Source organism: Solibacillus sp. GQ1 (assembly GCF_059758555.1).
The window spans coordinates 1,027,996-1,042,452 of the sequence record NZ_JCAXEX010000001.1 but is presented as its reverse complement, the minus strand read 5'-3'; the positions used below and the strand labels follow the sequence as shown (position 1 = coordinate 1,042,452).

The 14,457-nt window shown below is 37.0% G+C and carries 14 protein-coding genes; 4 read left to right on the top strand and 10 right to left on the bottom strand.

The features are described 5' to 3' along the window. Positions 1–97 precede the first annotated feature (97 nt). Positions 98–313 (top strand): hypothetical protein, encoded by a 216-nt coding sequence (locus AC6CH1_RS05050; protein WP_498316476.1) that lies wholly within the window; start codon positions 98–100, stop codon positions 311–313. A gap of 309 nt (positions 314–622) precedes the next feature. On the opposite strand, the gene AC6CH1_RS05045 is transcribed toward AC6CH1_RS05050, so the two are convergent. Beyond that, complete coding sequence (locus tag AC6CH1_RS05045) at positions 623–1,204, bottom strand: 3D domain-containing protein (protein ID WP_427710469.1); 582 nt, start codon at positions 1,202–1,204, stop codon at positions 623–625. Positions 1,205–1,527: 323 nt separating this feature from the next. On the opposite strand from AC6CH1_RS05045, the gene AC6CH1_RS05040 reads away from it, so the two are divergent. Next, positions 1,528–2,874 (top strand): MATE family efflux transporter, encoded by a 1,347-nt coding sequence (locus AC6CH1_RS05040; protein ID WP_427710471.1) that lies wholly within the window; start codon positions 1,528–1,530, stop codon positions 2,872–2,874. Positions 2,875–3,005: 131 nt separating this feature from the next. Here the strand turns inward: AC6CH1_RS05040 and AC6CH1_RS05035 are convergent, their stop codons facing one another. Next, a complete protein-coding gene (locus AC6CH1_RS05035) occupies positions 3,006–3,437 on the bottom strand; it encodes a homoserine dehydrogenase (protein ID WP_251688640.1) in 432 nt (143 codons plus the stop codon). Positions 3,438–3,668: 231 nt separating this feature from the next. Next, the gene (locus tag AC6CH1_RS05030) at positions 3,669–5,885 is read right to left on the bottom strand and encodes an S-layer homology domain-containing protein (RefSeq protein ID WP_251688641.1); all 2,217 of its coding nucleotides are present in this window, start codon (positions 5,883–5,885) and stop codon (positions 3,669–3,671) included. 161 nt (positions 5,886–6,046) lie between these two features. Between AC6CH1_RS05030 and AC6CH1_RS05025 the strand changes: the two genes are divergently transcribed. Then, positions 6,047–6,238 (top strand): hypothetical protein, encoded by a 192-nt coding sequence (locus AC6CH1_RS05025; protein WP_008408460.1) that lies wholly within the window; start codon positions 6,047–6,049, stop codon positions 6,236–6,238. A 56-nt stretch (positions 6,239–6,294) separates the two neighbouring features. On the opposite strand, the gene AC6CH1_RS05020 is transcribed toward AC6CH1_RS05025, so the two are convergent. The 6 genes from AC6CH1_RS05020 to AC6CH1_RS04995 form a co-directional block, all read right to left on the bottom strand. Further along, positions 6,295–6,552: a hypothetical protein gene (locus AC6CH1_RS05020; protein ID WP_498316475.1), complete on the bottom strand. Its 258-nt coding sequence runs from the start codon at positions 6,550–6,552 to the stop codon at positions 6,295–6,297. 104 nt (positions 6,553–6,656) lie between these two features. Further along, positions 6,657–6,911, bottom strand: a complete 255-nt coding sequence (locus AC6CH1_RS05015) for a thymidylate synthase (protein WP_498316474.1) — start codon at positions 6,909–6,911, stop codon at positions 6,657–6,659. A gap of 12 nt (positions 6,912–6,923) precedes the next feature. Beyond that, on the bottom strand, positions 6,924–7,454 hold the full coding sequence (locus AC6CH1_RS05010; protein WP_498316473.1) for a tubby C-terminal domain-like protein: 531 nt from the start codon (positions 7,452–7,454) through the stop codon (positions 6,924–6,926). A 10-nt stretch (positions 7,455–7,464) separates the two neighbouring features. Next, positions 7,465–9,243, bottom strand: coding sequence for a glycerophosphoryl diester phosphodiesterase membrane domain-containing protein (locus AC6CH1_RS05005; RefSeq protein WP_498316472.1), 1,779 nt, complete (start codon positions 9,241–9,243; stop codon positions 7,465–7,467). A gap of 30 nt (positions 9,244–9,273) precedes the next feature. Further along, positions 9,274–9,924 (bottom strand): DsbA family oxidoreductase, encoded by a 651-nt coding sequence (locus tag AC6CH1_RS05000; RefSeq protein WP_251688652.1) that lies wholly within the window; start codon positions 9,922–9,924, stop codon positions 9,274–9,276. Between the two features lie 115 nt (positions 9,925–10,039). After that, positions 10,040–11,401 (bottom strand): aspartate kinase, encoded by a 1,362-nt coding sequence (locus AC6CH1_RS04995; RefSeq protein WP_498316471.1) that lies wholly within the window; start codon positions 11,399–11,401, stop codon positions 10,040–10,042. A 385-nt stretch (positions 11,402–11,786) separates the two neighbouring features. Here AC6CH1_RS04995 and AC6CH1_RS04990 point away from each other — a divergent pair, with 385 nt between their 5' ends. Next, positions 11,787–13,961 (top strand): DNA topoisomerase III, encoded by a 2,175-nt coding sequence (locus AC6CH1_RS04990; RefSeq protein WP_498316470.1) that lies wholly within the window; start codon positions 11,787–11,789, stop codon positions 13,959–13,961. 74 nt (positions 13,962–14,035) lie between these two features. Here the strand turns inward: AC6CH1_RS04990 and AC6CH1_RS04985 are convergent, their stop codons facing one another. Beyond that, a complete protein-coding gene (locus AC6CH1_RS04985) occupies positions 14,036–14,395 on the bottom strand; it encodes a Clp protease ClpB (RefSeq protein ID WP_498316469.1) in 360 nt (119 codons plus the stop codon). Positions 14,396–14,457 lie beyond the last annotated feature (62 nt).

Here is a 14,457-nt window from a genome sequence, read left to right as displayed (position 1 = left end):
TTTATTTCGTTCTTAACGCAATGATACCTGTAATGAAAATTTTTCAGGCGTATATACATATGGTAAAGGCATCTGCCTATGAATAGGAGGAATATAATTGAAAAATGGTTCCGATTCTACACCCTCTTTAGAAATAATCGCAGCCAGGCTTGCCTATGCAGGTGCTGCTGTTACAACGATTGGCGATGTATTGTCTATGATTTCTACAGGAATTTCATTAAAGCTGCTTGAGGAGCAAAACGGACAGCAGGCTTCGGCTTCCTATGGCAGTGAATCTGATTTTAAGCAAATGCAGATGAAATCGATAAATTAATTCGGGAACTTCGGCAAATAAGGAAAATGATGGGTACACCCTAATCCCGATTAAACAAATACTTTCTTGAATCTGCTTCAATCCGTCGTTCACAATCATCACAATTTATGCTCACTTGTCGATTTATCTTAAATTGCTGATATTTTTTAGTGCCTTCCATTAATTTGAATGGCTTCCGGCAATATCGGCAAGTTGTCTCATAAAAAAACATTTCTGATTCATTCCTTCCGCAAAATCTTTTTTTATTATAACTTAAAATGAAAAAAACCTATTGCGGGAAGTAAAAGTTTCTTCGCAATAGGCTTTGTTTTATGATTTTAATAATTTAACCGTAACTGTTTTTCGTCCCCAATTTTTAGCTGTCGATTTTTTACTCATGAAGAGGTCGATTTTCTTTCCTTTAATGGCACTGCCAATATCACCTGCAACTGCAATTCCATAGCCTTCCACCCAAACTTTAGAGCCAAGTGGAATGATTTTCGGATCAACTGCAATAACCTTCAAACTAGGGTTTTTACGTAGGTTTAAACCTGTTTTCGTGATTCCTGAACAGCCTTTGCAATTAGCAGTGTAGGCTGTTGCTGACATTTTAATCGTCTTTTTTACATTAGATGGATGTGTAGCAGATTTTTTTGTTGTCGTTGCTGATTTCTTTACAGCGGGTTTATTTTTAATATGGCTTGGTAATTTAAGGACTTGTTTAACTTGTACTTTTGTTGTCTTTAAATCATTCAATGCCATGAGTTCTTTTACTGATGTATCATATTTCTTTGCAAGCATTGTTAAATTCTCGCCTTTTTTAATTGTATGTGAAGCTGCCTCTGACGTTCCTACAAAAATAAATGTGCTTGCGATCATAACTGCAATAAATGCTACTAATTTCTTGATCATACTTGAATATTTCCCTCCAGAAAAAGTGTCGTGAAAAATCTTTTTGATTCAACATGAACTAGCATAACCTTTCAATATTTCAGTAACATGACAACTTCATACCGCCTATATTACAATTCGATAACAAAAAGTCGAATTATGTCGATAATATATTACAAATATCTGAATTAACTTAATAGTCCAACTTAATTAGCCCTATTTTTTTACAATTTTCTCATGACTTTTTACCCTTTTTAAACCTAAGAGTAAAAAACTATCCTACAGTAACAATTTATGCTAATATATTTTTTGTTTTGATTTAAACAATAGAAAGAGTGAACTGATTGGAAAAAAGCACGAAGGAATTAAGTTTATTTAAGTTAACTTGGCCATTATTTTTAGAGTTGTTCCTATTTATGCTGATGGGGTTAGCAGATACATTTATGTTAAGTGCTGTGTCGGATGATGCAGTAGCAGGCGTAGGAACAGCCAATCAATATATACAAATAGCAATTTTAATATTGGGGGTAATCGGTACAGGTGCATCCATTGTTGTTTCGCAATATTTAGGATCTCGCCTAATTGCAGAAGCATCACAAATCGCAGCATTATCGGTAACACTCAACCTACTCGTCGGTTTAGTCATTAGCGGGTTATTTATTTTGTTTTCCGATTTTTTAATGAAGATGATGAATCTGCAGGGTGCTGTATTGGAAGCAGCCCAAAGCTACTTAGTCATAGTCGGAGGATTTATATTCGTTCAGGCTTTAATTACTTCCATGTCTTCAATTATTCGTGTACAAGGCTGGACGAAACAAACGATGTATGTGTCGCTTGCGATGAATATTGTGCACGTTGTTTTAAACTATATTTTAATTTTTGGTAAATTCGGAATGCCGGAACTTGGTGTGGAAGGTGCAGCGATATCTTCTGTTATTAGTCGTGTGCTCGCCGCGGCTGTATTTTTCTGGCTTTTATACCAGGCATTAGAAGTCCGTATCGAATGGGCAGATTATTATAGATTGTCTAAAAACTATATTTCTAAAATCCTAAAAATCGGGGTTCCATCTGCGCTTGAGCAGGTGCTCTACCAGACAAATCAAATCGTCCTTCTCTATTATGTAACATTTATAGGAGCTGAGGCATTGTCAGCGCGTCAGTATGCCGTGAATATCTCGATGTTTACTTATCTTTTCGCAATGGCTATCGGGATGGCAACAGCTATTTTGGTCGGCCGGTATGTCGGAGCAGGCGAGAAAGAACTTGCCTATAATAAAGTATGGTTTGGTGTAAAATCGGCGTTAATTTTTACATTGTCAATGGTCGTAATCATCATCCTCTTCAGAGAACCATTCATGGGCCTCTTTACTGATAATGAAGAAATTATTAAAATCGGGGCGAGTGTACTGTTATTAAGTATATTCCTGGAGACAGGACGTACGATTAACATTACAATCATTAACTCATTGCGTGCTTCAGGGGATGCCGCTTATCCTGTCCGTATTGGATTCGTTTCCATGATTGTCATCGGTTTATCTCTAGGTTATTTATTCGTCTTCGTTCTTGATTTAGGTCTTGTCGGTGTGTGGCTAGCTATTGCATGTGATGAATGGATTCGTGCAGTGCTCGTTATTTTCCGCTGGCGCAGTCGAAAATGGGAACGCTATGCGATTGTTGGTTCAGATAAATAGCATGAAAAAAACATCCATTTCCTAATGAGGATCTGGATGTTTTTTTGCTGTAGGAAACCATTAGCACTTACACTTGCACGGCAGAATCGAAAAAACGCCTTCCGCAATTTTTGCGAAGGCGTTTTCCATTATTATTTAGATGATTCTTCAGTTGAAGCAGCCTCTTCAGTTGAAGCTTCTTCTGCTACAGCTTCATCAAGCTCTGCATTTTCTTCTGCAAGCAATGCTTCTTCAGCTGCACGACGTTTTGCTTCTTCAGCTGCTTTTTTTGCCGCTTCTTCAAGTGGTTTGTTGACAACACCTAAGCACCAAATAAATTCTTCCCATGCCATGTTCCAACCTTTGAAAACTTCTTCAGAGTCGTCCCATTTCACCGAATAAGCGATTCCATCTTCAGTTTTTACAATAGATAGTGATAAGTCCGCTCCAGCACGGTCACTTAATAATTTAATTTTGCCCTCTTCATCAAAGCGTTCATCGATATTATCCTTTTCTGTGAATGAACGGCTTTGCGCAATTTCAAATAGAACATTACTATGAATTCGGTATTTATTTTTTTGCATTCTTTTCCCAACTTCCATTATTGATTCGTTACTTGTACTATCTTACAACGTTTTAAAAAAATTATCGCGATTTTTTTCAGTTTAGCACTTTAAATTATTTTATCACAAGTCGGTACAGTTAAACCACTAACTATTGCACAAAAGAGAACATATATTCCTTGTTTTACGAAAAAAATATAAAAAAACCCGTGAAGTCTTTAAAACTTCACGAGTTTAAAAATATAATAGAGCCTAGTAGTAATACGAACCACTATTTCGCTTTTCTGCAATTACGTAAGCAAGCTCAATAACAGATTTAGCCAGCTGTGCATATGTTACTTCCTTTTTCGGCTGGAACATCGATTGTTCCGCACCTTGAAGTCCTAACACATGGGAAATCGCCACATATCCGATTTTTTTCGGATCGACATCAGCCGCATCTTTAATCGTTAACTGATAAATATCCCGATGCTTTGCTGCTTGTTCAAGTCCAAGTGCACGGATGTACCAGACGGCTAATTGCTCATTTGTTACTTTTTGGTCGATGTTCAATTCGTCTTCCAGCGGATTTAAAATGCCTAAACGTGTTGCTGTTTCCACTACATTATAGTATGGGTGATCCGGATTGATATCATCGAACGACACTGGTGGCTGCTCCTGGCGATATGCATAATAATCCTCATAGAAATAAGTGATGGATTTTATAATTGTTTGAAGCGCCTGCCCTTGTGAAATGGCCGTATCCGCATTGAAAGTTTTCGGATCCTTCACTTCAATTGCACCTGCCTGGATTAAATAGTTCAGTTCCTTTTCGGCAGTCGGATGAGTAACTTTCGCTTTTTCAGTTTGTGCATATGGGCTGATAATCTCGCCACTGTTGGCATCAATCTGGTAGTACTCTTGTCCATTAACCGTCGGCACATAAACAAGCTCGTATTTCCCATCTTCATTTTGCAGTCTGTGGTAAACAAGCTTTACATCCAATGCATCAGCAAACAGTTTCTTCGCTTCTTCGCTTGAAACTGATGCAGCAGCATCTGGCCATTCCTCAATATCTAATGGATAGCGGTAGAATGATTTTAATTTCCCTTCATCATCAATTGTTACCGATAGACTGTCCCCATTTACAATCAGTCCATTTTTAATTCGAGGGAAATTCACATAGTGCACTTTCGATTCTTTATCATAAACCGGATCTGTATTTGCCTTTGCATATTCATGTACGGATGTAGGAGCAAGCTCCTTCACATATTTTTCCGCTGCTGCTAGGACCTTATCTTTATCCAGCCTTGGTACTGTGTTTTCCGTTTCATCATCTTCAAACGGCATTGGGCTATAGAAGTCAGAGTATGAAATGAGTTCCCCTGTATTTTTATTGAATTCAATCGATGAACCGAATGAACCGTTTCGGTAACGGTATGAATAAGAAACACTGATTACGGCCTGGTCATTCATTTCATGTTCATAAGCATGGTCGATTGTGAATTTAGTTGTGTTCCCCTGGCTTTCTACTAACTGTTTTGCAATTCCCTTAGCGTCGTCAATTGTAATTGGCGATGGTGCTTTTAATTGTTTAGGAGCAAGCGGTTGTAATGCAACCTTGCCATTTAAAGAGTCCACCTTGCCCGTAGCTGTTGCCCATTTATTCGATGTTGCATGCAATCCAATTACATTTGGCGCTGGCAAGTAAACAAGTTTTACAGAAGGTTTTGAAGATGTTAGAGAATAATCAAGCGAGTACTGCAATGTCAGATTTAACTGATCTTTCATTTTTTCAAGCGCATTTTCTTTTGTCACAACATTTGTCGCCTCTTCAAACGACATGCGTTTTTGATCCGGGCTCATTTGTGTGAAATACTGGATTTTGCCGTCGCCAAGTACACTCACTACAATTGATTGATCCTGGATAGGAATATTTTTTTCAGTTGAAGTGAAGCTGTAGTTATACGTGATTGGCTCCGTAATTAAGCGGCTGAAATAACTAGGTGTTTCAGTTGATATCACGTAATTGGATGACGAGGCCACCTTTTTAACGAAATCTTCCGCAATTTTACGTCCTTGTTCTTCTGTTATTTTACCTGGGAATAAAGCATCCTTCACACTTGCAGGACTGAAATATAAATACTCTATTTCAAGATTGTCCGATCTGAATGAAACACTGCCGCTTTCCATTTGTTTATTAACTTTTTTCTGGAATGTTAACTCGTAGCGCGTCGTCAAATCATCGGCATAATGATAACTCATTGATGTCATTTGGAAATCACTGTTGGAGTATCCAGCAAACATATCTGGTAATTTCGTTTTTAAAACTTGGATCAGTTGTTCTTTTGTTACACTCTCATCTGTCATCGCTACATAGATGGGTACCCTTTCTTCTTTAGGGTTCACAGATGCCTCTGCAAGAGCAGGACTGGCAAGCAATCCTAGTGAAACAATCGACATGCCTAAAGCGGTTGTCCATTTTTTCATAATAAATTCCTCCTTTTATGTTCTCTTTATTATACGCCTAATTATTGGCAATAGTTTCAATATATTGTTTATTTAATAAAATTATTCCTTTTTACCCAAGAATCGATGGAGAGATTGTGTTCAAAAGTGAGTCATGATAGAATCTTTCAGAGGTGAAGTTCGTGAATATTGTAACAGCAGGAATGCTTGTATCATTTTCCGGCATTATAGTCGTTTGTTTAGGTTTGTTTGGCATCCTACCTAACACTAACCAAACATTGAATTATGTATTTATCGGCATCGGATGGGTGTTCATTCTAATTGGTATCGTCATCCGTATTATCGGTATGAAACTTGAACGGAAAAATAAATAGGAAATCCCGAGTACCACTTTAAGTACTCGGGATTTTTCCATTTGCATATTCATTATTTAAATAAGTTCCTCTTCAAGCAAATAATATTTTGATCCGTATATTTCCACTTCATAGGTAATGATTCCAGCTGTACTTATATGAATATTAGTAATTTCCCCTACTTTATTGATAATATGGGCTTCATAAAATTTGCGATAATGATAAGTTTCACTATCCAGTTGTTCATCGATTAAGATTACCTTCACAGTATCCATCAATTGAAACTTCGGCTGATGCTGTTCTAACTCCAGATCAAATAAATTTAGCTGCCGCAAAAAAATTCACCTGCCAACATGTATTCAACAATTACATTCGACAAGTGAATTTAATTTCCTTTATTTAGGCGAAACGTATATAAAATTGATGCAAATCAGCTACATTAATCCTGCATTTTTGGTGATGGCAAAATCGTTTCATTATTTTTCTGCTCTGGCTTTAAATAAATGACAAGTTCTTGCTGGTATGTACCATTTTCCAGTAAATAATGATCTAATGTGTGGCTGTCATACTGATAACCGCCAAATGGGAACGAAACACTTTCGCCTTTTACAGCAGCGAGCAGTCCCGCAACATCATTACTGACCATTTGCAATACTTCTTCAGCCGTTTCTGTTAATACAAATACAACATTCATCTTTTTACTCTCCTATACCCCTATAAATAGTGTCGCCTGCGCAATGGCAATGTAAAACGCCGGGTCCTGTACCGGTGCTTCATCCCAAACAACCAGCTTAACTGAAAACATATCCGATTGTTCATTATAAACAGCAAGCCACCTTGCGATAACCTCGTCATTTATAATAAAGTTGGACCAGTCTTCCATTTCTTTATCAATTTTCATTTTAAATTTATCGCTTGAAATAAAAAGTTCGGGAACGCCAATACGCCAGTTTTCATAATTAATGATATATTTTTCGTTTAGAACAAAATCTTTCCCTTCAAACCACACTTTCCCGCGTCTGAAAATCTTCTTCACCTCGAACAATGATTGTCCATCATTACGAAGCACCGCGTATTTCAAAAAATAGCGATGATCGAAATAGCCGTCCAGCAGTTTTTTCAAACCGTTATCATAAATACGCTGAACTTTCAGGACTTGCTCCCCCGCTTCATTATAAACAGGCTGCTGTTCCGTAGATTTAATATCCCCTAATACTTCGTACGTATAAGTCTGCATTGATTTCCCCTTAATAAATAATCTTAATTTTATTGAGTATCCGTTGTAAAAAATTTTGCTTTTCATCAAATTTTTCACGTTTAGCTAGTGCCTCATCCGGATGGTCGGTAATGACGCCATTTACATTTTTCTCATAAAATTTCTGCATATCCGACTCATCATTAATCGTCCATACAAACAACTCCATACCGCGCTCTTCAACCTGCTTTTGAATATTTTTCGTTGCAAAGGACTGTTCTACCGAAATAAAGTCGGCATTTGATTCCGGTAACTTACCGTATGCGATAGAGTATATATGACCGGTATGAATCCGGGGTTCCAGTTCTTCCAGCAGTTCCATTGTCGGTAAATCCGGTGATTGAACATAATGATAATCCAAGGCATCATATTCATCAAGCTGATCAACAAAGCGCTGCAGAAAGTCTTCTGTTTCAAAACCATGTGTTTTCAGCTCAATAAGCAATTTTATATTTAAATCACGACTCATTTCAAGCACTTCCTCAAATGAAGCAATCGTGTCGCTAAACCCATCCGCCAAAACAGTTGTTGTGACTAATTCATTCAGCGTTAAATCATAGACAATATCATCTTCACCTGTCAAACGTGTTAAAGATTTATCATGATAAACAACGAACTCCCCATCCTTCGTTTGCTGAATATCGATTTCCACTAAATCCGCTTCTGCTTCTTTTGCCGCCTCAATCGCATTCAATGTGTTTTCCACACCACCATCCATAAAACCTCGATGGGCAACGATATTTGTATCAGGTTCGTAAATCGTTTTTTCCAAATTGATCAAATTAAAACCGCTCACAAGGAAAAACGCGAATACAACAATTATAAAGGTCCATTGACGAATCGTTTGTCTAAATGGTTCTTCCTGAACAATTAACGGTTTATGGCGTGTTAACTGAAATGCTACCATAACGATTAACTGAGTAAAGAAAACTTGCAATATTGTAAAAAACAGGATGATGATCCCCTGTGCGAGTGTTAATGTAAAGCTTGCGGTAACAAGTCCCCAGCTCGGTTTAAAACTTTCAATGATAAATAGCGGTGTCAATATTATGAATAACGCGAACAATAAAAGCGTTAAATTGACGATAACAATAAGCCCGATCATACCGACTGTCTCAAATAATTTTCTTTTCGAAAACTGCCAGCTCATTTTTAATGCTTTAAATATTGTAACCTCTTGGTAAACCGTAAAAAATGGCCATGTAAAAATAAAGCGTAAGCTTATAAAACTCAATATAATTATTAGCACAACATATAAAATCGTGCCATTACGAGAGTTCAAAAGTTCATCTATAATAAAGCTTGGTATATTTATATTTTGAATCAATGAAACTGGTAATAATGATGAAATAAGCGGGATTAATAATAGTAGGTATACAACAATCAGTAAGGTCTGCAAACTGATAAAATAGACAACCTTCTGATTTAATCGTTTTAAGAGCTCTTTCCATGTGTATGGAATCGCACGCTGCTGATAGTATGCCAGTAGAATTAAAAATCCTAATTCATAATAGATGAATAGAATCCCGATAAAAAAAATGATCCCTATTCCAAATAACGCAAACGGATGTGTCAGTAAATAAAGGATACTGTCTTGCGTAATTACCTGCACCCCTGTGATATCCATGACAATCGCTGTTATCAGCCAGATGAGCGGCAGTAGAATAAATGCCTGCACAATCCGTAATATCGCAAACGTCCGTATATAATCGACTCGATAATAATATAGATTTCTGAAAATTAGTTTAATAACTCGTTTAATTCTGTCCACAAGACTTCCTCCGACTATTAAATTCTATCTCTATTTTTGGTTTTTCTTTATATATTCCTTCGTTTGAAGCAATGTATTTGTAAATACTTCTATTGGCTCCACCCCTCTGATTCCGTAATGGTCTTCAAAGACGAAAAAAGGGACACTTGATATTTGCAGCTGCTGTGCCTCATATCGATCCAGCATTAGCTCTTGGGTGAATTGTCCTTCCCTTATTATTTTTTGTGCCATGTTTCGGTCGATGCCAATCTGTTCGCAAATGGCCAACAGTGCCGCGCTGTCATTTAAATTAAGACCTTCCGAAAATAAATGTTCCATCACAATATCTACAAATTCCAGTTCTTTTTCATAAAGTTTTGCGAGCTTAGATAAACGATGGGCATTTTTTGTATTGGCCAGCACTACCTTATCAAAGTTGAATAAGACTCCTGCATCCTGTGCATGCATCTCCAACGCTTCCATAAATTCTTCCGTTTTACGGAGATCATTGTTTTTCTTTTTAAAGATTGTGTCGACATAAGGTATTGTTTCCGTCTTTGAAGCAGTAGGATTTAGTTCGAACGCCCTGTAAACGACTTCCGTTTCCTCACCTAAATTTAACTGCTTAATTGCTTGGAATAATTTCGTTTTTGCGATATAACAAAACGGACAAGCAAAATCGGAAAAAATTTCTATTTTCATATTCTCTCCCCCTAATAATTATGTATTTATTCCTCTATTCTATGGCTTTTTTTATACAATACCCAAAAATTCAAAGAAAAAAGCCGAACCCAACATGGATTCGACTAAATATTATCTAAAATGAAGTAATTGCTGCAAAAAATTCTTCATAAAGTCCCTTTAAAATTTGATCTTCAAATTCCGAACGAACGCCAAACACAAGACTAACTTCCGAAGAACCTTGATTAATCATTTCAATATTCGCACCTGTTGCAGAAATAGCAGTTGCAGCACGTGCTGCCAAGCCTGTATTATGGCGCATGCCTTCCCCGACAATGACAATCATTGAAAAGTTATGGCTGAATTGAACATCATCTGCACATAGTTCATATTTAACGCGTTTTACAATACGCTCTTCAATTTCAGGTATCAGCTGGCTTGAACGCATAATAACTGAAATATCATCTAAACCAGATGGTGTATGCTCATAAGAAATGTTTTCTTCTTCAATAATTTGAAGAAGCTTGCGGCCAAAGCCCACTTCTCGATTCATTAAATATTTCGATACATATAGAATTGAAAAACCACTGTCTGCGGAAATCCCTGTAACCGGGCGATTTGTTGCCGGACGAGTTGGTAAAATTAACGTCCCGGATGCAGATGGGTTATTTGTGTTTTTAATATTGACCGGAATACCTTGTTTATAGACCGGCATTAGTGCTTCATCATGGAATACGGAAAAACCTGCATACGATAATTCACGCATTTCGCGATACGTAATTTCCTTAATATCAACTGGATCATTTACGACTTTAGGATTAGCAGCGAAAACGCAGTCTACATCCGTAAAGTTTTCATAAAGCTTTGCCCCAACGGCAGATGCTAAAATTGAACCTGTAATATCCGATCCACCACGGTCAAATGTACGTAATACGCCTGCTTTTGTATAACCGAAGAATCCAGGGAAAATAATAATCTCCTCTGTATTTTTCAATACACTTAAGTTTTCGTATGCTTCTGGAAGTGCATACGTACGTTCCGGGAAGTCATTTAAAATTAACTTATCTTTTGGACTTACATATTTTGCCGGCATACCAATTGCATTAAAATAACACGCAATCAGTTTTGCGTTGTTATCTTCACCGCTTGCTTTTATATTATCTAAGAATAAGTCTTTGTCTGACCAATTTTCTGTCACACGCCCGCGTATATCCTGTTCAATAATATCTGAAATTGTATTGTCTAAACCAAGATCTTCAGCGATATTACGGTAACGATTTACTACAGCCTTAATTTTTGATTCAACATCACCCTTATTAATCACGGTGTTTGCTAAATCTATTAATAAATCCGTAACTTTAATATCATCACCTGAACGCTTACCAGGCGCAGAAACAGCGACAATCTTTCTTTCAGGATTAGACTTCACAATGCTTGCTACTTTTTTGATTTGTTCTGCACTCGCGACAGATGTGCCGCCAAATTTACATACTATCATCTCATCATATCCTTACTCTCAAAATTGATATTTGTACTCACCGAAAAAACATTTGACTTTACACAGTGTACAAATTTATCCTATTTCAGTCAAGACTATTCAGTAAATTCATTAATCTATTTAGTCAAAATACGAATAATTCGTCATTTTGTCAATATATTATATGAGATTTTTATAAAAAATGATATTTATTTGTTCAATTTTAGAGCATCTTTACAATAAAAAAATAATTATATCCTGTTAGGCAAATGAAGTGACAAAATAGTTAAACAACCTTCCCTACAATCCATAGTAATGAATAAATGTTTGTTCCCCCATTCGACTGTAAATTAATCTATAATTATTACAATAGAAGTTGTAATTATTATTAGTAGGAGAAGGATATATGAAAATAGTAATTGCAGAAAAACCAGATCAGGCAGTAAAATTGGCTGCCCCATTTTCATTCACTAAAAAGGCTGGTTATTTTGAAGTTAAGCAAAACACTTACTTTCCAGAAGGTGCTCTCATTACATGGGCGATCGGTCACCTCTGTGAATTGAAGGCCCCGGAAGAATATAACCCTTCCTGGAAGAAATGGACGTTGGAAACATTGCCGATCATCCCAGACCGTTTCGAATATAAAGTTACTAAAACAAAATATAAGCAATTCAATATTATAAAAACACTCGTGAAAAGACCGGACATTCGGGAAATTATTATTGGCGGGGATGCGGGGCGCGAAGGCGAGCTTATAATACGTACGATTTTAAAAGTATGCGGTGTGAATAAACCGATGAAACGATTATGGATATCCTCTTTAACGGAAAATGCGGTGAAAAACGGATTTGCAAACTTATTGCCGGAAGAAAAAACTAAAAACATTTATTTTGAAGCATTAAGCCGCTCCTGTGCTGATTGGTTAATCGGTATTAATACATCCAGATTGTACACGGTGCTCCTTAAACGTAATGGAGTAAAAGATGTTTTCTCCATTGGAAGAGTACAAACACCGACTTTAGCGCTCATCGTAAAACGGGAACATGAAATTGCGAACTTTAAACCTGAACCGTTCTGGGAAGTGGAAGCGGAATTTAATTTTAACGGCAAAATACTAAAAGCGAAATGGCATAAAAATAGCGTGACAAGGCTTCTAGAGGAACGCCAGGCAATTGCTGCCGCCAATTTTTGCATCAATAAAAACGTAGAAATTACGAACATCAAAAAGGAAACGAAGGAATATGCGCCACCTCTTTTGTTCAATCTGTCTGCCCTACAGGCAACAGCAAACAAAGCGTTTAAATTTTCACCACAAATGACGCTCGATATTTTACAGAAGCTTTATTTAAAAGGTGTCGTTTCCTATCCTAGATCAGATTCCCAATTTTTAACGAATGAGGAAGCAAAAACATTGCCGGCCATTCTCGATCAGCTAGGTAAGTTAGATCAATATAAAAATCTGTTGCCTCCACCGAAAACTTCACTTATGAACAATAAACGGTTCGTGAATGAAAAAAAGGTAACCGATCACCATGCCATTATTATTACTGAACAAGTTCCGAATATGGCAAAGCTCAGTGCCGAGGAAGCAAAAATTTATGATTTAGTTGCAAGGCAAGTCATTGCGGCACATTACAATAATGCCGTATTCTCCTATACAACGATTCACTCACTTGTCGATAATCGAGCTGAGTTTATTTCTAAAGGAAAAGTATTGCTGGAGGAAGGTTGGCGCAAAGTCATTCATCATTCAAAAGATAGTGCTGACAAAGATGAACTGCTCCCCCTTCTTCAGGAAAATGAGCAAGGGACAGTTGTAAAAGCGAATGTAAAGAAAGGTGAAACCCAGCCGCCAAACCGCTATTCTGAAGGTAATTTAATTACTGTCATGAAAACAGCAGGCAAACATTTGGAAGATGCGGAACTGGAAAAGGTTTTATCGAAAACAGAAGGATTAGGTACGGAAGCGACACGCGCCGGAATTATCGGCACACTGAAAGACCGGAACTATATCGAAGTGAGGAAAAACCAAGTGTTTGCAACGACGAAAGGAATGCTGCTCATTGAAGCCCTAGGTGAAAGCATTTTAACGTCCGCTTCAATGACAGCTAAATGGGAGCAGCGCCTTTCTGAAATTGGTGAAGGGAACGCATCTCCACAAGTATTTATGGAACAGGTAAAAAAACTGGCAGATAAGTTGATAGTTGATGCCGGCGAGCGGGAAAAAGAATGGGCATTCAATCAAAATGATGTAGAGAAAATTACCGAAAACAATCCATATACGAAAAAGTATAACAAAGTGAAAACTGTTGTCGGTAAATGCATCCTTTGTGATGGATCCATTGTCGACCACGGTACTTTTTACGGCTGTTCGAATTATAAAAAAGCCAGCTGTAAATTTTCGGTTTCCAAAAAAATACTCGGAAAAACAATTACACAAACGAATCTGAAGAAATTATTGGCTTCCGGTGAAACAGACTTGATCAAAGGATTTAAAAAAGGCGGTAAAATCTTCAACGCCCACCTCATTTGGGATGAGAAGGAACGAAAGACAAGTTTTAAGTTTACAAATACAAAGTAATCAACTTCCTTTAAAAGATAGCCCCCCGAAAGTTAGTGTCGAACATTTAACTTTCGGGGAGATTTTTCTTTTCTTTAATCATAATTTAACTTGTTATCATTTCTGTATTTTAACCATGCATCTATTTCTGTTTTAATAAATCTTTTCTGATTATCGAGCAAAAGGTACGGGATAAACTGATAAGTATCATAGCTGCTTAATCCCTCCCTTTGCCAATCATCATGCGAGATAATAATGTCAATGGATTGCTCGCTTATTTGAAGATATTCAGCAAGCTGGGTCATTGTCATTAAATCAGATATAGAACTGGTGGCAATTTCTGTACCTTCATCAATATTAGTTGTGTTCGAAGCTGTATTATTTACTATAAAAGCAGCTATTATGATGGATAACCCCAACAGTACTATCCCAATTAAATATGTTGATTGTCTCAAATCAGTGCCTCCTACTTAAATAAAATGTGAAAACGCTATTTTTCTACTTGATAAGGCATCTA